The sequence below is a fragment of the Micromonospora sp. I033 genome (genome assembly GCF_053890995.1).
In genome coordinates this window covers 1-18,995 of the sequence record NZ_JBSSLX010000101.1, presented here as the reverse complement: position 1 = coordinate 18,995, position 18,995 = coordinate 1, and the positions used below count along the sequence as shown (strand labels likewise).

Sequence of the window (18,995 nt, the reverse complement as noted above, 5' to 3'; positions counted from 1 at the left end):
CGCGCCGGGGGGGGCCCCCGGGGCCCCCCCCGCCACGCTGTGGGACCGGATGCGGGACGACCCGCAGTACGCCCCGGAACACCTGGCCCTGGAGGCGGTGCGCCGGCTCGGGCCGGAGGCGGCGCAGTGGGCCGAGCGGGAGCGGGCGCAGCGCCCCGACGTCCCCGCCGACGAGTTGGCCGACCAGGCCGCGCGCAAGTTCGTCAACCACGCCCGGCTCTCCGGCGCGGTCTCCGGTGCGGCCGGGCTGCCCGGCGCGGTGCTCGACGTGGGCGTGCTGGCCTGGACCCAGGCCCGGCTGGTGCTGCACGTGGCGGCCGCCTACGGCGTCGACCCGCTCCACCCCGATCGGGCCACCGACCTGCTGGTGCTCCAGCGGGTGCACAAGGTCGCCGAGAGCGCCCGGCTGGCCCTCGGGGTGGCCGCCGGCCGGGAGCGGGCCGGCGCGCTGTTCGGCATGGGCGGGCAGCGCCCGCTGGGCCGGGTGATGCTCCAGCTCGGCGTCCGGCTGGCCCGGATGGCCGGGGTGCGTGCCGCTAAGCGGATGTTCGCCAAGGTGATCCCCGGCGCCGCGATCATCCTCGGCACCTGGGCCAACTCGTCGGCCACCAAGGACCTCGCCGACCGCGCCCGCGCCCTCTACCGGGGCGGCCCCCGGCAACTGCCCGGCCCGCGCCGGCCCTGACCGCGCCGGCGCTCAGTCGGCCCAGCGGGCCGCGTCCCAGGCGACGTCGGCGAGCCGGTCCTGGCCGGCGGCGTTCGGGTGGAACCAGTCCAGCGCGTTCACCTCGTCCAGGCTGAACCGGGATCGGTGCACCGCGCCGCCGTCCCAGCGGCAGCGGGACCCGTACGCCCGGCAGGCGGCGCGCAGTTGCCCGTCGTAGGCGTCGATCCGCTCCCGGAACCGGGCCCGCCGGGCCACCGCCGCCGGCGCGGTGGACGTGGCGTCGGCCAGCAGCGCCGGGCAGATCCCGCGCGACCAGGCCCGCACCGCCCGGGCCTCGGTGTGCCCGAGTTCCCAGAGCCGGTGCAGGTCGGGCAGGCTGACCACCAGCACGCGCGCCTTCGGCCGCCCCTTGCGCAGCACCGCCAGGGCCGCGTCGACCTGCTTGCGGAAGGTGGCCACCGGGGTCATCTCGTCGATGTCGTCGCGGCAGGCGTCGTTCGCCCCGATCAGCACGGTGACCAGGTCGGCCCGGTCGCGTACCGCCGACCGGGCCTGGTCGGCCAGACCGGCCGCGCGGGCGCCGGGCGCCGCCCGGTTGTAGGCCCGCAGCGCCGGGTTGTCCTCGCGCAGCCGCCGGTAGAGGCTGTGCACCCGGATGCCGTCCCCGCTGGACCAGGAGTTGCGTTCGCAGCTCACCAGCACCAGGCAGGAGCCGAAACCGGTGGTGACCGAGTCGCCGAGCGCGGTCAGCACCTTCGGTGCTCCGGGGGGCGCGGAGCCCGACGGGCCGGGCGACGCCGAGCCGGACCGGTCGCAGGCGAGCGCGACCAGCGCCGCGAGGCAGGCCAGTGCGGCGATCCAACGTCGAGGCATACCGTCCCCCGTCCGGCGGCATGAAACGGCGCGTCGACCCTATCCGCCTCGGCCGTCCGGACGGGGACTCTGTCGCCATTCCGGCATCGACAACCGTCGTTCACATGAGCGTGTTACGACCGCCTCGGGAACCGGGGTCAGCGCCGCCACGGCGCGGGCTGGCCGTGCAGCCACCAGTGCAGCACCCGGGTGATCCAGGGCAGCACCAGGTAGGTCATCAGCGGGGTCAGGCAGAGCGTCATGAGCAGCGTCCGCGCCGCCAGCGGCACGTCGGCGATGAACCGGGCGGTGAGCAGGGTGGCGGTGAGGCTGAGCGGGAAGAACGCCAGCCAGATGGCAACCGCCTGCTTCCAGCGCGGCGGGGCGGCCGGCGCCGGCGGCTCGGCGTCGCCGGCCGCGAACGTCTCGACCACGTGGTCCACCGGCGGGTCGAACCAGCCCTCGATGCCGGTGCGGCGCTCGACCCGGGTGTGCTCGACGATGCCCTGCGCCGAGCTCAGCCACCAGTGCCGCTGCGGGGAGTCCTCCCAGCCGCGCAGCGTGTCCTGGTTCGCGAACCGGTACATCACGTGCCACTCAGGCGACCCCGGCGCACTGCGGACGAACCCGGCACCCAGGAAGCCCGGGAAGCTCTCGGCCAGCGCCGTACCGGCCCGCATCCACGCCACCATCTCGTCGGTGCGCGCCGGGTCGGCGCGCCGCGAGACGGCGACGGTCACCGGTGCCGCGTGCGTCGTGGTCATGCCCATCCTCTCCGCCGCCGCCGGGATCTCCGCCGGTCACGGCAGACCGGTGTAACGCACCGTCCGGTCGGGCGCATCCGGCGAGTACCCGCTTCGTGTGCGGGATCACCGGCCGCGCGCGGGGAGCCGGTTAGCCCGGGCCATGCCGGGGTAGCCCGAAGGAATGACGCGATCACAGCCCCGTCGCCGGATCAACGCCGCGTACAGCGCGCTGAACCTGCGGCTTGTGCTCGCCCTCTTCGGCCTGGTCGTCATGACCGTCTTCGCGGTGCTCGCCTTCGCCGCCGGCGTGACCTGGCTGGGCGTGGTCTGCGCGATTCTCGCCGTGGTGGCCGTGGTCGACCTCGTCGTCATCCAGCGCCGCCGCGCCGCGCGCCGCCGCGAGGAGCCGGGCGTGCGGCACTCGCTGTTCGAGTGACAGGAGTACGACATGCCCATCGCCACGACCAACCCCGCCACCGGACAGGTGCTCAAGACGTACGACCCGATGTCGGACGAGCAGATCGACGCGGCCATCGAGCGGGCCGACCTCGCCTTCCGGCAACTGCACGGGACCACGATCGCCGAGCGGGGCCGGTGGCTGATCGCCGCGGCCGACCTGCTGGAGGCCGAGCGGGACGAGACCGCCCGGCTGATGACCACCGAGATGGGCAAGACCTACGCGGCGGCCAAGGCCGAGGTGACCAAGTGCGCCACGGCGTGCCGCTTCTACGCCGCCAACGCGGCGAAGATGCTCGCCGACGAGCCCGCCGACGCCGCCGCGGTCAAGGCGAAGCGGGCGTACGTCCGCCACCAGCCGATCGGCCCGGTGCTCGCCGTGATGCCGTGGAACTTCCCGCTCTGGCAGGTCATGCGGTTCGCCGCGCCGGCCCTGATGGCCGGCAACACCGGGCTGCTCAAGCACGCCTCCAACGTCCCGCAGACCGCCCTCTACCTGGAGGAGCTGTTCCGCCGGGCCGGCTTCCCGGAGGGCGCGTTCACCACCCTGCTGGTCGGCTCCGAGGCGGTGGACCGGATCCTCAGCGACCCCCGGGTCCGGGCCGCCACGCTCACCGGCAGCGAACGGGCCGGCCGCTCGATCGCCCAGATCGCCGGGCGGGAACTCAAGAAGACCGTGCTGGAACTCGGCGGCAGCGACCCGTTCGTGGTGATGCCCTCGGCCGACCTCGACAAGGCCGCCGAGGTGGCCACCACGGCCCGCTGCCAGAACAACGGCCAGTCCTGCATCGCCGCCAAGCGGTTCATCGTGCACACCGACGTCTTCGACGCCTTCGCCGAGAAGTTCGCCGCCCGGATGTCGGCGCTGCGCGTCGGTGACCCGATGGACGGGAACACCGACGTCGGCCCGCTGGCCAGCGAGGGCGGCCGGGACGAGATCCACGCCCAGGTGCAGGACGCGGTCGACAACGGCGCCACCGTGCTGTGCGGCGGCGAGAAGCCCGCCGGCGACGGCTGGTACTACCCGCCGACCGTGGTCACCGACCTGCGGCCGGGGATGCGGATGTGGGCCGAGGAGGTGTTCGGGCCGGTCGCCGGCCTCTACCGGGTCGACTCCTACGAGCAGGCGATCGAGGTCGCCAACGGCACCAACTTCGGCCTCGGCTCCAACGCGTGGACCACCGACCCGGCCGAGCAGGAGCGCTTCGCCGTCGACCTGGACGCCGGCAACGTCTTCATCAACGGCATGACCACGTCCTATCCGGAGCTGCCCTTCGGCGGGGTGAAGAACTCGGGGTACGGGCGCGAGCTGTCCGCCGTGGGCATGCGGGAGTTCTGCAACACCAAGACCGTCTGGGTCGGCGAGGGGGAGGCCGGCGCCGGGGCCGGGGCGCACTCGGAGTAGTCGCGATTGGCCGGACGCCGTCATGGGTAGGAGATGCGCCCATGACGGTGTTCGGCTTCCACGCGTCCCACGAGCAGATCCACCCGGCCAAGCTGCTGGCGGCGGTGGTCCACGCCGAGCGGGCCGGCTTCGACGCGGCCATGTCCTCCGACCACTTCTCGCCGTGGAGCGCCCGGCAGGGCCACTCCGGCTTCGCCTGGTCCTGGCTCGGCGCCGCGCTCCAGGCCACCAACCTCCCGTTCGGGGTGGTCAACGCGCCCGGCCAGCGCTACCACCCGGCCATCGTCGCGCAGGCCATCGGCACCCTGGCCGCCATGTACCCGGGCCGGTTCTGGGCCGCGCTCGGCACCGGCGAGGCGAGCAACGAGCACATCACCGGCACCGGCTGGCCGCGCAAGGACGTCCGCGCCGCCCGGCTGCGCGAGTGCGTGGACGTGATCCGGGCGCTGCTGGCCGGCGAGGAGGTCAGCCACGACGGCCTGGTCACCGTCGACCGGGCGAAGCTGTGGACCCGGCCCGACGAGCCGCCCGCGCTGATCGGCGCGGCGGTCAGCGTCGAGACGGCCCGCTGGTGCGCCGAGTGGGCCGACGGCCTGATCACGGTCAACGCGCCGCCGGCGCACCTGCGGCGGATGGTCGACGCCTACCGGGACGCCGGCGGGCGCGGGCCGCTGCACCTCCAGGTGCACGTGAGCTGGGCGCCTGAGCAGGCCGAGGCCGAGGCGATCGCGTACGACCAGTGGCGCAGCAACGTCTTCGCCCCGCCGGTCTGCTGGGACCTGGAGCTGACCGACCACTTCGACGTGGTCAGCGAGGACGTGCCGATGGAGCGGGTCACCAAGGTGGTCAACGTCTCCGCCGACCTCGGCCGGCACGTCGGCTGGCTGGAGGAGTACGTGGCGCTGGGCTTCGACCAGATCGCCCTGCACCACGTCGGGCAGGAGCAGCGCGCCTTCATCGACACGTTCGGCGCCGAGGTGCTGCCGAAACTCCGTACCGCCTCGTGATCACGCCTGGGTCGCGGGCCGCCTAGGCTCGTACCCCATGGAAGCTCTGATCGAGGTCGTCGTCTTTCTCGCGATCGCGACCTTCGGCGCGGCGCTGGCCCGTCGGCTCGGCCTGCTGGCGCCGATCCTGCTGGTCGTGCTCGGCCTCGCCCTGTCCTTCCTGCCCGGTTTTCCGCAGGTCCGCCTCGACCCCGAGCTGGTGCTGGTCGGCATCCTGCCGCCGCTGCTCTACGTGGCGGCGCTGAAGACGTCGGTGCCGGCGTTCCGGCTCAACCTCCGGCCGATCCTGCTGCTCGCCGTCGGGCTGGTGCTCTTCACCGCGTTCGTGGTGGGCACCGTCGTGCACCTGCTCCTGCCCGAGGTGCCGTACGCCATCTGCCTGGCCCTCGGCGCGGTGGTGGCGCCGCCGGACGCGATCGCCGCCACCGCGGTGGCCCGGCGGGTGGGCCTGCCCCGGCGGATCGTGACGATCCTGGAGGGGGAGAGCCTGGTCAACGACGCCACGGCGCTGGTGCTGCTGCGGGTTGCGGTCGCCGCCGCCACCGCGGCCGGCGGCCACGTCGGGTTCGGCGAGGTGGCGCGCGAGGTCCTGGTCTCGGCCGGCGGCGGCGTCCTCGTCGGGCTGCTCGGCGTGGTGGTCTTCGGCCACCTGCACAAGCGGATCAGCGACCCGGTGCTCGACAACGCGCTGTCGCTGATCGTGCCCTTCACGGTGGTCTTCGCCGCCGAGGAGATCCACGCCTCCGGGGTGGTCGCCGTGGTGGTGACCGGGCTGGGCATCGGCCACAAGCAGGCGCTGCTGATGTCCGCCGCCTCCCGGCTCCAGGTGAGCGCGTTCTGGCGGCTCATCCAGTTCCTGCTGGAAGGACTGGTCTTCCTGCTGGTCGGCCTGCAGCTCCGTGAGGTGGTCCGGGACCTGGACGAGCCGGTCGGCCGGCTGGTCGGGATCACCGCCGCGGTGCTGGCCGCCGTCGTGCTGACCCGGTTCGTCTGGCTCCTCCCGGCCACCTACCTGGGCCGGCTGGTGCCCCGGGCGCGCCGCCGGGAGGCGTCGACCCCGGTGCAGGTCCCCTTCGTCATCGGCTGGGCCGGGATGCGTGGCGTGGTCACCCTGGCCGCCGCCCTCGCGCTGCCGCTCACCCTGGCCGACGACCGGGCGTACCCGCGGCAGTTGTTCATCTGGCTGGCGTTCGCGGTCATCGTGGTCACCCTGGTGGCGCAGGGCGCCACCCTGCCGGCCGTGGCGCGGGCGGCGAAACTGCCGCCGGACGATCCGGTGCAGGACGCCCTCTCCGCCGCCGCCGTGCAGCAGCAGGCCAGCCGGGCCGCCCGGGAGCGGCTCGAGGAACTCGCCGAGGGGGCGCCGGACGCCGTCGTGGAACGACTGCGCGGCCTGGTGCAGAGCCGCACCAACGTGGCCTGGGAACGGCTCGGGGGTGCCGCGCGGGAGACCCCCTCCCAGGCGTACGGTCGGTTGCGACAGGAGATGATCGACGCGGAACGGGAGGTGTTCCGGGCCGCCCGCGACTCCGGGAAGATCCCGGAGGAGGTGCTGGTCCGCGCCTACCGTGACCTGGACCTGGAGGAGTCGTTGCTGCGACAGGAGGCCGACGAGTGAGCTGCGCACACCTGACCGATGCGGGCGACGCCGAGTTTGCGACCACGACCGAGTGCCCGGACTGCGTGGCCATCGGCAACGACGACTGGGTACACCTGCGGGGCTGCCTGACCTGCGGGCACGTGGGCTGCTGCGACTCGTCGCCGTACCAGCACGCCTCGAAGCACTTCGAGTCGACAAGTCACCCGGTGATGCGCTCGGTCCAGCCCGGCGAGACGTGGCGCTGGTGCTTCGTCGACGAGGAGATCGGCTGACCGGTCAGGCCAGCCGGCGCGCCAGCACCTGGCCCGGCCAGGGGGCGCGACCCGGACGCTCGACGGTGAACCGGTCGGTGGCGGTGAAGCCGCAGCCCTCGTAGAAGCGGACCAGCGCCCGGTCGTCCCCGCCGTAGCAGTCCACCCGGAGCAGCCCGAGACCCCGGTCCCGGGCCAGCTCCGCCGCGTACGCCAGCAGCCGGGCGCCGATCCCGTGGCCGGCGTACGCCCGGTCGGTGACCAGCAGGTTGACGTACAGCTCGGGTTCGGTGGCCGGCGGCACGTACTCGGTGGCGGACCCGACCACCAGCGCGCCCACCGCGGTGTCGCCGAGCGTCGCCAGGTACAGCCCGCCGCCGGTGGCCCACGCCTCGGCCTGGGCGATCCGGCGCGGGTCGGTCGACGCGGGCTCGGTGCCCCACTGGCCGGTCCGGCCGCGCGCCACGAGCCAGGCGGTGGCGCTGTCGAGCAGCCGCAGCACGGTGGCCGCGTCGGCCGGGCCGCCCGGGCGGATGGCGAGGGTCTGCTGGTCCGTCATGCCCGCCATGCTCCTACACGGTCGCGGCCGGATGATCGCCGGCCACCGGCCGGGCCGGCTCCCGGTTCGCCAGCGCCCACCGGGTCAGCGCGGGGCTGGCCAGGCCGACGCCGGCGAAGAGCGCCCCGACCGCCAGCCAGCCCGGCACGCCGCCGTCGAGCACCAGCAGCGTCAGCAGAGCCGGACCGAGCGCCCGGGACAGGCCGGCCAGCATGCCGTCCACGCCCTGGTACGCCCCGATCGCGTCCGGCGGCGCCAGGTCGTACGCCAGGCCCGCCCCGGCGGTGCCGTGCCAGAGATCGCCGAACGTGTAGACCGCGGTCGCGGTCAGCAGCAGGGTGACCGACGCGGCGGTCGGCAGACCGGCGGTGGCCGCGTACAGCAGCATCGCCGCGCCCAGCACCAGCCCGGCGCGGCGCATCGACCGGGCGGCGCGGGTGGCGTCGTCGGCGCCGCGGCCGAGCCGCACCGCGAGCAGCACGGTGAGCACGGTGTTCGTGAGGAGCACCGCCGACACCACCGGCGGTGGCGCCCCGGCCCGGGTCACCGTCCACAGCGGCACCACGAGCGCGAGCAGTGTCCAGTGCAGCGCGAGCACGGCCGACGCGCCGCTGACGGCGAGAAACCGCGCGTCCCGCAGCGCCCGCCCCCGGCGTCGACCTGCGGGCCCGCGCCCGCGGCCGGCCACCGGTGGGTAGGCCGGCAGCCGCAGCAGCAGCGCCGCCGACAGCAGGTAGGTGAGCGCGTTGCCGGCCACCAGCACCTGGTACGCCAGGTGGCTGTCCGCCGCCAGCACGAACCCGGCCAGCCCGGCCCCCACCGCGATGCCCAGGTTCGCCACCGCACGCAGGGTGGCGAACGCGTGGACGCGGCCCTGCGGTCCGGCGACCGCGGCGACCAGCGCCGCGCGGACCGCCAGGTTGCCGGAGGCGAGCAGCATCTCGAGGACCGCCACCGCGAGAAACACCGGGAAGGAGTCGACCAGCAGGTACGCGGCGGCGGCCGCGCCCTGGCCCACCTGCACGAGCGCGCGGAGCGTACGCGGGTCCCGCCGGTCGGCGAGGGCGCCGAGCGGCAGGCTGGCGGTGAGCCCGACCAGGCCGGCGAGGGTGAGTCCAGCGCCGACGGACGCGGGGGAGAGCCCGACGTCCCGGGTCAGGTAGAGGGCGCCGCCGGTGAGCCACAGTCCCGAGCCGACGGTGTTGGCCAGCGTGGCCAGGGCCAGCGTGCGCAGCCGTCCGGGCGGCGGGATCGGTGAGTGGCGCGACCAGCGGCTCATCGCGTCACCGGCGGCACGGCCCGGGGCATCTCGGCAGCAGCGGCCCCCTTACCGCCCGGTGCGACCCGTCGGCCACCGGCGCGGCCGGGTGGCGCTCCATGTCGGCGGTACCCCCGGTCACGCGGGGCGGCCTGCCGGATGCGGCGGCGCGCGCCGCGGCGACATCGACGCCGACGTCCCCGTTGACGGTCATGGCCCCGACCCTAGGCAGGGCGGCGACGGGCAGGCGGCCCCGAACCGCGCGACCCCCGTCACACCGGCGGTCCCACGGGGTGGGAGGGCCGGGTGCCGCCGCGTGGCCGCGGCAGCACCCGCCCGTCCGTCAGCGCCGCTTCTGCTGGCGGGGCACGCTGCGGCAGGCGTGCCGACCCGGGCTCAACCAGGCCTGGTCGGGATCAGATCCAGCCGCGCCGGGCCGCCTCGACGCCGGCCTGGAACCGACTGCTCGCCTCGAGCCGGTCGGTCAGGGAGTTCATCAGCCGCTGGACGCTCCGGGCGGAGACACCCAGCTGCCGGGCTGCCGACTCGTCGGTGTGCCCCGCCGCGAAGAGCCGCAGCAGCGCCTGCTCCTGCGGAGCGAGCGGCGTCGACCGCTTGCCGGGGCCGTCACCGAACGGAGTGCCCTGCTGCCAGACCTGCTCGAAGAGGGCGATCAGGCCGGCGACCAGGCCCGGGCTGCGGAGTTCCAGGGCGCCGAGTCGGGGTTGCCTCGGGTCGATCGGCGTCAGGGCGATGCTCCGGTCGACGATGACCATGCGCATCGGCAGGGTCGGCACCGTACGGGACTCACTGCCCAACGCCGCCATCCGCCGTGCGTGTGCCAGCGTGGCCGGGTCGTTGCGGAAGCTGTCCTGGTAGACGTTGCGGATTCGCACGGTCCGTTCGAGCGCCGCCTCGTTGAGGGGCGCCTCGGACTGCAGGGTGTCGGCGGGCTGTGCCCCGCCGGGGGTGAAGGAGAGGCATTCCGCCGTGGCCGTGCGGGCCAGCTCGGCGAGCCGCTCGCGGACCGCGTCGATGCCCTCCAGCCGGATCGCCACCTCGTGTCGCTCGTGCGTCATCGCCAGGTCGGCGATCGCCGTCCGGACCGTCTCGATCTGCCGCTGGCGGACCGCGATGTCGGCCTCCACCTTCGTTAGGAGTGCGGCGAGCCCGGTCTGCGGCCGCACGGCGCGAGCCGTGCCGCCGGGGCCGTCGAGACGGATCAGCGCCAGGCCCGCCAGGGCGTCCAACGCGTGGTGCACCTGTGACTGGTCGATCTGGAGCTGGGCGGCCAGCCCGGCCACGTCCAATGTCGGGTGCGCGATCATCGTGAGGTAGACAGACTCATCGGTCGCCGTTAAACCCAGTGCCTCCAGCATGGTCCTCCCCGTTCGTATGTTGGGGGTGATCCTAGGGCGGTGGCGACCGGTGCGGGGTCCCGGCCGCCGCCATTGCGACTTCTCGCCTGGCAGGGTTCCGCCACCCCTGAACCGGTGACAGCGGCGCTTGGCTGAGGCACGCTTTTCCCATCGCGGTGAACACACACCGGAACGGGGCCGGACCGGCCCTCAATTTCCTACCTATTTGTGCGAGAGGATAACCATGTCTGCGCTCCGGAACCTGTCGAATCGGTGGTATGTCGCCGCGGTCCTCTTCTCGGTGGCGGCCGTGGTGCTGACCCAGGACGCGGGCGGCGGCACCGGAACAGCCGTGCTGGCCGAGGGCTTCGGCTGGACCCCACCGGACGTGTCCGGTCCGAGCCAGCCGTGATCGCCGCCCTGGCTCGCATCGCCCCGCTCGACGGCAATTGTGATTATTCCGAGAGAGAACTTCGCGGCCGGTTGTGGGCGCGTGCGGACAAGGATCGGCGGATCAACCATTTGCGAATCCGGGCCGGGCCGGCTGGGTTCGACATTATCGCCTTCGTGACTGCCGACAATTCGTTGGCGGCGCATTCCATCCTGCACACGCTGGTGCGGGAGTTGCTCGTCGAGGACCCCCGACTTCGCCTTTGGCGTGTCGTGTGAATTCCCCCTGCCCGCCCTTGAGGGCGGATCAACCCCTGAAAGGAATTGTCATGATCGTGCAGCACGTGCGCAGACTGGGCGGCCTCGCCGTCGCCACGTTGGCCACCGCCGTGGCGGCGGCCATCGCTGTCGCCCCCACGGCGGCCATGGCCGCACCGGCCACTCCCTACTTCGGCTCCGCCATCGACGGATACGCCGCCTACGACGGCCAGGAGATCTGCGACCCGACCGCCAAGCCGGGCGTGGTGGGCTTCAAGGACCTGTTGAACTCGACCTACGGCTCGCACACCTGGGGCATCGGCCGGGACTGCGGCAGCGGCGGCACCAGTGAACACAAGGAGGGCCGGGCGCTCGACTACCACTTCAACTACTACGACGCCGCGCAGCGCGCCGACGCCACCGACGTGATCGACTGGCTGCTCGCCACCGACTCGCACGGCAACCGGCACGCCATGGCCCGCCGCCTCGGCATCATGTACATGATCTGGAACGACCGGATCTGGAAGTCGTACGAGGCGTCTTCCGGGTGGCAGGCCTACAGCGGCTCCAACCCGCACACCGACCACATCCACTTCAGCTTCAGCTGGGACGGCGCGAAGAAGCGCACCTCGTGGTGGTCCGGTGGGGATGTCCCGCCGGAGCCGGAGGACGTGCCGATCTCGGGTGACTGGGACGGCGACGGCGACGAGACGGTGGGGGTCTTCCGTCCGAGCAACTCGACCTTCTACCTGCGCAACACGAACAGCGGCGCGGCCACCATGGTCTTCAAGTTCGGCCACGGGCCGTCCGGCGACATCCCGGTGGCCGGTGACTGGAACAACGACGGCACGGACACCGTCGGCGTGTTCCGGCCGAGCAACTCGACCTGGTACCTGACCAACGGCACCACCACCACCGACGTGGAGTTCATCTTCGGCCACGGCGCGTCGGGTGACCGGCCGGTCGTCGGTGACTGGAACAACGACGGCAGGGACACCGCCGGCGTGTTCCGTCCCGACGTCTCGACCTGGTACCTGACCAACGGCACCGGGAGCACCGACATGGAGTTCAAGTTCGGCCACGGTCCGTCGGGTGACCAGCCGGTGGCCGGTGACTGGAACAACGACGGCACGGACACGGTCGGGGTGTTCCGGCCGGGCAACTCGACCTGGTACCTGACCAACGGCACCGGCACGACCGACGCGCAGTTCATCTTCGGCCACGGCCCGTCGGGCGACGTCGCGGTGCCGGGTGACTGGGACGGCGACGGCGACATCACCCCGGGTGTCCGTCGTCCCAGCAACAACACCGTCTACCTGCGCAACGCCAACAGCGGCGGTGCCACCGACATCGAGTTCATCTACGGCGTCTGATCCTGCCCATCGCGGTGGCGGGGCCCGGGAACACTCCCGGGCCCCGCCACCATGTCCGGCGGGCGGTGCGGCGGCAGGCAACGGGGCGCGGTGCGAAACCCGGTCGCGGGTTCCGGGTCGCTCTGCCAGGGTCGGGGCCGTGGAGCGCAGCAGGGTGGCCCGGGCCGACGAGGTGACCGAGGTGCAGCGGATCGAGGTGGCCTCCGGCGCCCCGTTCCGGGAGATCGGCATGGCGGACGTGGCCGACATGCCGCCGTTGCCCCGGGAGGTGCTGGCCGCCGCGCAGCGGGCCGGACGGCTCCGGGTCGCCGTCGACGCGGCGGACCGGCCCGTGGCCTTCGTCGCGGTCGAGCTGGTCGACGGGTGCGCGCACGTGCAGCAGCTCAGCGTCGACCCCGGGCACGCCCGGCGGGGGATCGGGCGCGGGCTGCTCGACGACGTGGCCGGTTGGGCCGCCGGGCGCGGGTTGCCGGCGCTGACCCTGACCACCTTCCGCAGCGTGCCGTGGAACGGCCCGTACTACGCGCGGTGCGGGTTCCGGGAGCTGGCCGGGGCCGAGGTGACCCCGGGGCTGGCCGGGCTGCTGGCCGCCGAGGCGGCGCTCGGGCTGGACCCCGCCGACCGGGTCGCCATGCGGCGGCCGGTGGCCTGACGCCGGTTCAGCGGCGGCCGGGACGCGGGCCGCCGTACAGGTGCACCCGCTCGTCCCGGTCCCGGGTCCAGCGGGCGTCGTGGAACGGGTCCGGCCGGGCCGGGGCGTGCGCGACGTGCACCGTCCATTCCTCGTACCACCAGCGGGCGGAGCACTGGCACCCGGTGAACCGGAAGTTCGCCCGCCAGCGGCCGAGCTGGCCCGGCGCGAGGGCGAACAGGCGGGTGCCGACCCGTCGGACCGGGAAGGAGGCCTGGCTCGGCAGCCGGTCGACCAGGGCGCGGCCGTCGTGCCACTCGATCCAGAGTCCCGCCTCGCGGATCGCGGTCGCGCTCTCCCGCGAGTCCTCCGCCGCCTGGTAGCCGGTGGCCTCGTCCCGCAGCACGTCATGCACCGCGAGCCCGTCCGGCGGCAGCGGCGGCAGCGCGTACGCCTGGGGAAGCCGGCCGCGGACGACGGCCGCGGCGGCGTCCCGGCTGGTCCAGCGCACCCGGATCCGCTGGACCACGAGGCGGGTCACGGCTCCACCAGGCGTTCGGTGGCCAGGCAGGAGATCAGGCAGCGCTCCTTGGCGTCGCCGGTCAACCGGGCCGTCCAGTCGGTGAACCCGCCGTCGCCCACCTCCCGGGCGCCGTCGGCCAGGGTCAGCCGCAGCGCCGCGCCGACGTAGTAGCCGCGCCCCCGGTCCCGCCCTGGTTCGTCCCGCAGCGGCACCGTGGGGTCGGTGAGCGCGGGTCGGACGGTGTCGGCGAGCCGCTCGGCCAGGACGGGGTCGTCGAAGAGCGTGACGTGCAGCGCGGGCGACGCCGGACCGGCCAGCTCGGCGAGCACCGTCCGCCAGAACGTCAGGTGACGCACCAGCAGCCGGGCCTCGGTGCGGCCGGAACCGGTGTCCCGGGCGGTGGACACCAGCGTGAACAGCCGGAAGTGCGCCGCCGCGCCGGGACCGAAGCTCTGTGCCCGGAGCACCCGGTGCGCGGCGGCCAGGTGCACCTCGTCGGCCCGCCGACGGCGTACCGCCGCCTCGACGGCCAGGGCGTTCGTCGGGTCGCTCACCACCTCGGTGCCGCGCGTCGTGCCGACGATCCGGTTCTGGCTCACCGGCGCCACGGCGGCGCAGGTGCCGAGCGGGGCGACCGGGGACAGCTCGACCCCCGCCACGTCGCTCGGCAACAGGCCCCAGACGCGGGCCTCGACGCGGGCGAGCGCGCGGGGGTCGACGCCGGCGGGGCGGACGAAGCGGTCCTCACGCCAGCGCCGCACCACGTCGGCCGGGCGCACGGCCGCGGCCCGGTCCCGGGTCACGGTCAGCAGCAGCGTCCGCAGGTCCGCCGCGGGCAGGCCGGCCAGCGCGGCCCGCGTGCCCGCCGGCAGCCTCCCCCACACCCGGCGCTCCGCGCCGGACAGCCCGCGCGCGTCCATGGCCGCCACCATCGCGGACCCGCGCGGCGGCCGTCCACCGGGTTTCGGCGTCAGTGCGCGCCGCCGAGGTTGAGCACCACCACCCCCGCGATCACCAGGCCCGCGCCGACCACCTTGGCGACACTCAGCGGCTCGCCGAGGAACGCCGCCCCGATCGCCATGATCGCCGCGGTGCCGAGCCCGGACCAGATCGCGTACGCCACACCGACCGGGATGTCCCTGACGGTCAGTGAGAGCAGCCCGAACGACGACAGGTACGCGACCGCGACGCCGAGCGTGGGCCAGAGCCGGGTGAAGCCGTCGGTCGCCTTGAGCAGGCTGGTGCCGATCACCTCGGCGGCGATCGCGCCGAGCAGGAAGAGGTAGGCCATGCCCCATGATCACGCCTGTCCGGCGATGGTGGCCTCCCGTCGCCCCGGGAGGCCACCGGGCCGGTCAGGAGACGGCGCAGGCGGCGCCGTTGAGCGTGACCAGGTTCGGGTTGGGGTTCGGGCCGCCGGACGTGCTGCCGTTCAGTCCGAAGGTGACCGTGCCGCCAGGGGCGATCCGGGCGTTCCAGGACTCGTTCCGTGCGGTCACCGTGGCCCCGGACTGGCTGACCTTCGCCGACCAGTAGCTGTTCACCCGCTGGTCCCCGGTGAAGGCCCAGCGCACGTTCCACCCGGTCACCGCCGCCGTGCCGGTGTTGCGCACCGTCACCTGGGTGGTGAAGCCGTCCGGCCAGCTGCCGTGGGTGGTGTACGTGACCGCGCAGGTCGGCGCCGGCACGGCCGCCGCGTCGCCCTGGTCGGCGAGGAACGACGCCAGCCAGGCCAGCGCCGAGTTCCAGTTGATCGCCACCTCGTTGGTCGCGTACGAGTTGATGTCGTCGACGTAGCAGAACATCGGCTTGCAGCCGGCGAGCAGGTTGGCCGCGTACGGGTCCTGGAGCGCGGCGTTCGGGCCGCCGGCGAGCGAGCCGGCCGGCGGGTGGGGCAGGTCGGGATCCAGCTGGTGGGCGAAGATCCGGCTGTGCTGGTTGCGCGCGTGCTGCTCGCCCCAGCCGGTCACGTAGGACATGTTCAGCGCGTTGCGGCCGAGCAGGTAGTCGGCGCTCTGCACCGCCCCGTCCCGGTACTTCGCGTCCCGGCTCAGGTCGAACGCGGTGGCCAGCACGATCGCATTGTTGGCGAGGTTGCTGTTGCCGCCCCAGACGTACGCGCCGGCCTCGCCGGGCAGCGGCAGCCCGTACGCCTGGTCGCGCAGGGTGGCCAGGTAGCGGTCGGCCGCGGCGGTCACCGAGGCGCGGATCCGGGTCCGCTCGGCGGCCGGCAGGCCGTTCGGCACGGTGGCCAGGTCGAGCCGGCCCAGCGCGGCCACGCTCTGCCAGCCGAACGCGCCACCGGCGGCGAAGACGTCGGCGGTGTGCAGCGGCGAGGCCGTGAGGTCGGTCAGGTACGCCGCCTCGCCGGTGGTCAACCACAGCTCGACGGCCGCCCAGTAGAACTCGTCGGTCACGTTCGTGTCGTCGTACGCGCCGCCGCCGGTGCCGTCGGCCGCCGAGGCGTAGACCGCCGGGTGGGCCTTCGCCGCCGCGTACGCGGTCTTCGCGGCGGCGCCGCAGCGGGCCGCGAACGCGGCGTCGTACGGGGCGAACAGGCGGGCGCACTGGGCGGCCACGGCGGCCAGGTTGAGCGTGGCGGCGGTGGACGGCGGATGCAGCTCGCGGGGCTGCGGGTCGTCCTGCGGGGCGAGCGGCAGCCCGGTCCAGTTCCGGTCGTGGATCTTGTGGTGGACCATCCCGGCCAGCGGCCGGCCGGCCGGCACCTGCATGCGCAGCAGGAACTCCAGCTCCCAGCGGGCCTCGTCGAGGATGTCGGGGACCTGGTTGCCGCGCTCGGGCACCCGGAGGGTGGCGTCGCCCAGCGCCGCGCCGCCCCCGGCGGTCTCCGCGGTCCGGGTCCGCTCGAACGCGTTGAGCAGCTGGTAGGTGGCGATGCCGCCGTTGACCACGTACTTGCCGTGGTCGCCGGCGTCGTACCAGCCGCCGCGCACGTCGAGGGAGTAGTCGCAGACCCCGGGCTGGCAGAACACGTCGGTGTCGCCCTGGTTGGGCGCCACGCCGAGGTGGCCGGCCGGGCGCGCGTACTCCGCGCCGATCAGGTCGCCGTCGATCGGGGTGCCGCTGCGCTGGGCGTAGAAGAACTGGAGCGAGTCGGCGCGCAGCCGGTCGTAGAGGGTGCCGGAGATGTCGAACGGGTGGCTGGTCTCGCCGTCGACGACGAGGGTGTAGCCGGTGCCCGGGGTGCGGTACGCGGAGAAGTCGACCGTCTGCACCGGCTGCCCGGACGCCGGGTCGACGCCGCGCGGGGTGGTGGTCCCTTCGGCCACCACGGTCCCGGCGGCCGACGTCAGCTGCCAGGGCAGCGCCGCGGCGGCGTCGGTGACCACGGTGGCGTTCTTCGGCCCGCCGGGCAGGTAGCCGACCTGGTTGACCCGTACCCGCGGCCCGGTGTCCGGCTCGTACGGCGGGGCCGCCTCGCCGCCGCGCAGCGAGACGTTGTCCAGGCAGAACGTCTGGGCGTCGGGGCTCCCGCCGACCTGGAAGATCAGTTGGGCGCCGGCGTTGTCGGCGGGAGCGGTGAACGTCTTGGCGACGCGCTGGGCGGCGCCCGTCGCGGTCGCGTCGACGCTGGCGTACGTCGTGTAGGGGGCGCTGCCGAGCTGGAGCACCGCCCGGACGGCGGCGCCGGGCGTGGCGGAGACGTCGAAGGAGAGTTCGTACTCGGCGCCGGCGATCAGCGGCACGGCGTCCTGCCCGATGCCGGCGTCCCAGGGGTTGGCCAGGCCGCCGGCCACGGTGGTGCAGAGCCGGCCGTCGGTGACCCCGAGGTCGCCGGTGCCGTAGGAGAACCAGGGGGACGTGCCGGCGCTGAAGTCGCCGTTGCGCAGCTGTTCGGGGGCGTCCGGCGGCACCTCGGCGCGGGCCGGGCCGGCGGTGCCGCCGGTGAGCGCCAGGGTGGTGGCCGCGGCGAGGGCGGTGAGCCGACGTCGGGATGGGGTCACGGAGGTTCCTTCCGTGCGCAGGGGGTGGGCGAGGAGCTGGGAGCGCTCCCAATACCAGCCCGATGTTTCCAGCGCGTTCCCCCGCTGTCAATCGATCCGCTCCGATGGCCGTCGCGACGCCCGCCGACAGTGAGATTCGCCGCGCCACGTAGCATGGTCCTGATCTCCTAGAGACAACCGAGCCCTCCAACTGGCAGGCTGCCTCCCATGACCCTGAAGCTTCGTTCCGTCGGGGCGAGCGACCGTGGGCTGATCCGCAGTGGCAACCAGGACGCCCAGCACGCCGGCAACTGGCTGGTCGCCGTCGCCGACGGCATGGGCGGCATGGCCGCCGGTGACCTCGCCAGCCGCATCGCGATGGACGCGGTCGCGCCGCTGGACGTGGAGACCCCCGAGGACGGGTTGGTCGCCGCACTCCAGGGCGGCATCGAGCTGGCCACCGCGCGGATCCGGCGGGCGGTCGAGGAAGACCCGGAACGCCAGGGCATGGGCACCACCCTCACCGCGCTGCTCTTCGCCCGCACGGGCAGCTGCCTCGCGCTGGCGCACGTCGGCGACTCCCGGGCCTACCTGTTCCGGGAGGGCGTGCTGAAGCAGGTCACCCGGGACGACACGTTCGTGCAGATGCTTGTCGACCAGGGCGTCATCACCCCCGAGCAGGCGAGCAGCCACCCCCGCCGGGCCGTGGTGACCCAGGCGTTGCAGGGTGACGAGGTCTCCCCGACCTACGCGACGATGGTGCCCTGGGCCGGCGACCGCTGGCTGCTGTGCAGCGACGGCCTCTCCAACGTGGTCCGCCCGGACACCCTCGCCGAGGTGCTCGGCGGCCACCCCGACCGGGAGGCGTGCGCGGCCAAGCTGATCGACCTGGCGCTGCGGGCCGGCGGCCCCGACAACGTCACCGTGGTGATCGTCGACGATGTCGGCGATCACCACGGTGACGTTGTCGGGGCCGCCGGCCAGGGGTGGCGGGGATAGCGGCCGCGCAGCTCCGCCCGCACCTGCGGGTAGCCGGTCCGCCAGAACGAGGCCAGGTCGGCGGTGACCGCCACCGGCCGGCCGGCGGGGGAGAGCAGGTGCAGCAGCACCGGCACCCGGCCGTCGGCGATCCGCGGCGCGTCCCGCCAGCCGAACGTCTCCTGGAGCTTCACGGCCAGCACCGGGGCGGCCGGGTCGGCGTAGTCCAGGCGGATCCGCGACCCGCTGGGCACCGGAAGCCGCTCCGGCGCCACCTCGTCGAGCCGGGCCGCCCGCCGCCAGTCCAGCAGCCGGCGTAGCGCCGCGGCCACGTCCACCCGGGCCAGGTCGGCACGGCGGCGCGCGCGGGTCAGCTCCGGGCCCAGCCAGGTGGGCGCGGCGGCGAGCAGCGCGGCGTCGGACACGTCCGGCCACCCGTCGCCGAGCGCCTGCCGGCAGAACGCCAGCCGGCGGCGCAGGGCCGTGGCCTCCGGCGTCCAGGTGAGCAGCGTCAGCCCGTCCTGGCGCAGCCCGGCGAGCACCGCCTCGGTGAGCCGCGCCGGGTCCGGCGCGGCGAGGGGCCGGTCGACCAGCTCGATGGCGCCGAGCCGGACCACCTCCCGGGCCACCACGTCCCCGCCGGACCAGCCGACCTCGCGCGCGGCGCGCAGCAGCGGCCCGCCGGCCTCCCGCGCGGTCGCCTCGTCGACGGGGGTGGCCAATCGGACCCGTGCGGTCG

At 74.3% G+C, this 18,995-nt stretch carries 21 protein-coding genes; 11 read left to right on the top strand and 10 right to left on the bottom strand.

What is annotated here, in order from left to right; all coding sequences use genetic code 11:
- On the top strand, positions 1-685 hold a 685-nt coding region (locus tag ACW0Q9_RS17930; RefSeq protein WP_456182715.1), incomplete at its 5' end, for a hypothetical protein.
- A gap of 12 nt (positions 686-697) precedes the next feature.
- Here ACW0Q9_RS17930 and ACW0Q9_RS17925 read toward each other — a convergent pair.
- Entirely contained in the window at positions 698-1,540 is an 843-nt protein-coding gene (locus ACW0Q9_RS17925) for a GDSL-type esterase/lipase family protein (protein WP_456182713.1), read from the bottom strand.
- 137 nt (positions 1,541-1,677) lie between these two features.
- Entirely contained in the window at positions 1,678-2,283 is a 606-nt protein-coding gene (locus tag ACW0Q9_RS17920) for an antibiotic biosynthesis monooxygenase (protein WP_456182711.1), read from the bottom strand.
- Between the two features lie 163 nt (positions 2,284-2,446).
- Here ACW0Q9_RS17920 and ACW0Q9_RS17915 point away from each other — a divergent pair, with 163 nt between their 5' ends.
- The 5 genes from ACW0Q9_RS17915 to ACW0Q9_RS17895 are packed head-to-tail and all read left to right on the top strand — an operon-like array spanning position 2,447 to position 7,005.
- On the top strand, positions 2,447-2,701 hold the full coding sequence (locus ACW0Q9_RS17915; RefSeq protein WP_456182709.1) for a DUF6343 family protein: 255 nt from the start codon (positions 2,447-2,449) through the stop codon (positions 2,699-2,701).
- A 12-nt stretch (positions 2,702-2,713) separates the two neighbouring features.
- On the top strand, positions 2,714-4,126 hold the full coding sequence (locus ACW0Q9_RS17910; protein WP_456182707.1) for an NADP-dependent succinic semialdehyde dehydrogenase: 1,413 nt from the start codon (positions 2,714-2,716) through the stop codon (positions 4,124-4,126).
- 41 nt (positions 4,127-4,167) lie between these two features.
- Positions 4,168-5,133 (top strand): TIGR03885 family FMN-dependent LLM class oxidoreductase, encoded by a 966-nt coding sequence (locus ACW0Q9_RS17905; protein WP_456182705.1) that lies wholly within the window; start codon positions 4,168-4,170, stop codon positions 5,131-5,133.
- A 37-nt stretch (positions 5,134-5,170) separates the two neighbouring features.
- The gene (locus tag ACW0Q9_RS17900; RefSeq protein ID WP_456182703.1) at positions 5,171-6,751 is read left to right on the top strand and encodes a Na+/H+ antiporter; all 1,581 of its coding nucleotides are present in this window, start codon (positions 5,171-5,173) and stop codon (positions 6,749-6,751) included.
- Complete coding sequence (locus ACW0Q9_RS17895; protein ID WP_456182701.1) at positions 6,748-7,005, top strand: UBP-type zinc finger domain-containing protein; 258 nt, start codon at positions 6,748-6,750, stop codon at positions 7,003-7,005. Before ACW0Q9_RS17900 ends, ACW0Q9_RS17895 begins: the two co-directional genes overlap by 4 nt.
- 4 nt (positions 7,006-7,009) lie before the next feature.
- Here the strand turns inward: ACW0Q9_RS17895 and ACW0Q9_RS17890 are convergent, their stop codons facing one another.
- From ACW0Q9_RS17890 to ACW0Q9_RS17880, 3 genes are all read right to left on the bottom strand, one after another.
- The gene (locus ACW0Q9_RS17890) at positions 7,010-7,543 is read right to left on the bottom strand and encodes a GNAT family N-acetyltransferase (RefSeq protein ID WP_456182699.1); all 534 of its coding nucleotides are present in this window, start codon (positions 7,541-7,543) and stop codon (positions 7,010-7,012) included.
- Between the two features lie 13 nt (positions 7,544-7,556).
- Positions 7,557-8,822 (bottom strand): MFS transporter, encoded by a 1,266-nt coding sequence (locus tag ACW0Q9_RS17885; RefSeq protein WP_456182697.1) that lies wholly within the window; start codon positions 8,820-8,822, stop codon positions 7,557-7,559.
- A 395-nt stretch (positions 8,823-9,217) separates the two neighbouring features.
- The gene (locus tag ACW0Q9_RS17880; RefSeq protein ID WP_456182695.1) at positions 9,218-10,180 is read right to left on the bottom strand and encodes a LuxR C-terminal-related transcriptional regulator; all 963 of its coding nucleotides are present in this window, start codon (positions 10,178-10,180) and stop codon (positions 9,218-9,220) included.
- 223 nt (positions 10,181-10,403) lie between these two features.
- Between ACW0Q9_RS17880 and ACW0Q9_RS17875 the strand changes: the two genes are divergently transcribed.
- The 4 genes from ACW0Q9_RS17875 (at position 10,404) to ACW0Q9_RS17860 (ending at position 12,832) form a co-directional block, all read left to right on the top strand.
- A complete protein-coding gene (locus ACW0Q9_RS17875; RefSeq protein ID WP_456182693.1) occupies positions 10,404-10,571 on the top strand; it encodes a hypothetical protein in 168 nt (55 codons plus the stop codon).
- Positions 10,568-10,828, top strand: coding sequence for a hypothetical protein (locus tag ACW0Q9_RS17870; RefSeq protein ID WP_456182691.1), 261 nt, complete (start codon positions 10,568-10,570; stop codon positions 10,826-10,828). The genes ACW0Q9_RS17875 and ACW0Q9_RS17870 overlap by 4 nt, the downstream gene beginning before the upstream one ends.
- 50 nt (positions 10,829-10,878) lie before the next feature.
- The gene (locus ACW0Q9_RS17865; RefSeq protein WP_456182689.1) at positions 10,879-12,180 is read left to right on the top strand and encodes an FG-GAP repeat domain-containing protein; all 1,302 of its coding nucleotides are present in this window, start codon (positions 10,879-10,881) and stop codon (positions 12,178-12,180) included.
- 139 nt (positions 12,181-12,319) lie between these two features.
- Positions 12,320-12,832, top strand: a complete 513-nt coding sequence (locus tag ACW0Q9_RS17860) for a GNAT family N-acetyltransferase (protein ID WP_456182687.1) — start codon at positions 12,320-12,322, stop codon at positions 12,830-12,832.
- A gap of 7 nt (positions 12,833-12,839) precedes the next feature.
- Here the strand turns inward: ACW0Q9_RS17860 and ACW0Q9_RS17855 are convergent, their stop codons facing one another.
- From ACW0Q9_RS17855 to ACW0Q9_RS17840, 4 genes are all read right to left on the bottom strand, one after another.
- Positions 12,840-13,352, bottom strand: coding sequence for a hypothetical protein (locus ACW0Q9_RS17855; protein ID WP_456182685.1), 513 nt, complete (start codon positions 13,350-13,352; stop codon positions 12,840-12,842).
- Positions 13,349-14,254: a hypothetical protein gene (locus tag ACW0Q9_RS17850; protein WP_456182683.1), complete on the bottom strand. Its 906-nt coding sequence runs from the start codon at positions 14,252-14,254 to the stop codon at positions 13,349-13,351. Before ACW0Q9_RS17850 ends, ACW0Q9_RS17855 begins: the two co-directional genes overlap by 4 nt.
- Before the next feature lie 50 nt (positions 14,255-14,304).
- Positions 14,305-14,625 carry a DMT family transporter gene (locus ACW0Q9_RS17845; protein ID WP_151464550.1) on the bottom strand — a complete coding sequence of 107 codons (321 nt, stop codon included), beginning with the start codon at positions 14,623-14,625 and terminating at the stop codon, positions 14,305-14,307.
- A 64-nt stretch (positions 14,626-14,689) separates the two neighbouring features.
- Positions 14,690-17,299: a glycoside hydrolase family 9 protein gene (locus tag ACW0Q9_RS17840; protein ID WP_456182681.1), complete on the bottom strand. Its 2,610-nt coding sequence runs from the start codon at positions 17,297-17,299 to the stop codon at positions 14,690-14,692.
- A 207-nt stretch (positions 17,300-17,506) separates the two neighbouring features.
- Between ACW0Q9_RS17840 and ACW0Q9_RS17835 the strand changes: the two genes are divergently transcribed.
- The gene (locus ACW0Q9_RS17835) at positions 17,507-18,277 is read left to right on the top strand and encodes a PP2C family protein-serine/threonine phosphatase (RefSeq protein WP_456182679.1); all 771 of its coding nucleotides are present in this window, start codon (positions 17,507-17,509) and stop codon (positions 18,275-18,277) included.
- Here ACW0Q9_RS17835 and ACW0Q9_RS17830 read toward each other — a convergent pair.
- Positions 18,229-18,995: ATP-dependent helicase C-terminal domain-containing protein (locus ACW0Q9_RS17830; RefSeq protein WP_456182677.1), on the bottom strand; the 767-nt coding region annotated here is incomplete at its 5' end. The genes ACW0Q9_RS17835 and ACW0Q9_RS17830 overlap by 49 nt on opposite strands.

Excerpts from the sequence above, each read along its gene's own strand:
- ACW0Q9_RS17875 (WP_456182693.1), top strand. The coding sequence starts at position 10,404 with ATGTCTGCGCTCCGGAACCTGTCGAATCGGTGGTATGTCGCCGCGGTC.
- ACW0Q9_RS17850 (WP_456182683.1), bottom strand. The coding sequence starts at position 14,254 with ATGGACGCGCGCGGGCTGTCCGGCGCGGAGCGCCGGGTGTGGGGGAGG.
- ACW0Q9_RS17865 (WP_456182689.1), top strand. The coding sequence starts at position 10,879 with ATGATCGTGCAGCACGTGCGCAGACTGGGCGGCCTCGCCGTCGCCACG.
- ACW0Q9_RS17900 (WP_456182703.1), top strand. The coding sequence starts at position 5,171 with ATGGAAGCTCTGATCGAGGTCGTCGTCTTTCTCGCGATCGCGACCTTC.
- ACW0Q9_RS17880 (WP_456182695.1), bottom strand. The coding sequence starts at position 10,180 with ATGCTGGAGGCACTGGGTTTAACGGCGACCGATGAGTCTGTCTACCTC.
- ACW0Q9_RS17925 (WP_456182713.1), bottom strand. The coding sequence starts at position 1,540 with ATGCCTCGACGTTGGATCGCCGCACTGGCCTGCCTCGCGGCGCTGGTC.
- ACW0Q9_RS17885 (WP_456182697.1), bottom strand. The coding sequence starts at position 8,822 with ATGAGCCGCTGGTCGCGCCACTCACCGATCCCGCCGCCCGGACGGCTG.
- ACW0Q9_RS17845 (WP_151464550.1), bottom strand. The coding sequence starts at position 14,625 with ATGGCCTACCTCTTCCTGCTCGGCGCGATCGCCGCCGAGGTGATCGGC.
- ACW0Q9_RS17890 (WP_456182699.1), bottom strand. The coding sequence starts at position 7,543 with ATGACGGACCAGCAGACCCTCGCCATCCGCCCGGGCGGCCCGGCCGAC.
- ACW0Q9_RS17835 (WP_456182679.1), top strand. The coding sequence starts at position 17,507 with ATGACCCTGAAGCTTCGTTCCGTCGGGGCGAGCGACCGTGGGCTGATC.
- ACW0Q9_RS17910 (WP_456182707.1), top strand. The coding sequence starts at position 2,714 with ATGCCCATCGCCACGACCAACCCCGCCACCGGACAGGTGCTCAAGACG.
- ACW0Q9_RS17915 (WP_456182709.1), top strand. The coding sequence starts at position 2,447 with ATGACGCGATCACAGCCCCGTCGCCGGATCAACGCCGCGTACAGCGCG.
- ACW0Q9_RS17905 (WP_456182705.1), top strand. The coding sequence starts at position 4,168 with ATGACGGTGTTCGGCTTCCACGCGTCCCACGAGCAGATCCACCCGGCC.
- ACW0Q9_RS17920 (WP_456182711.1), bottom strand. The coding sequence starts at position 2,283 with ATGACCACGACGCACGCGGCACCGGTGACCGTCGCCGTCTCGCGGCGC.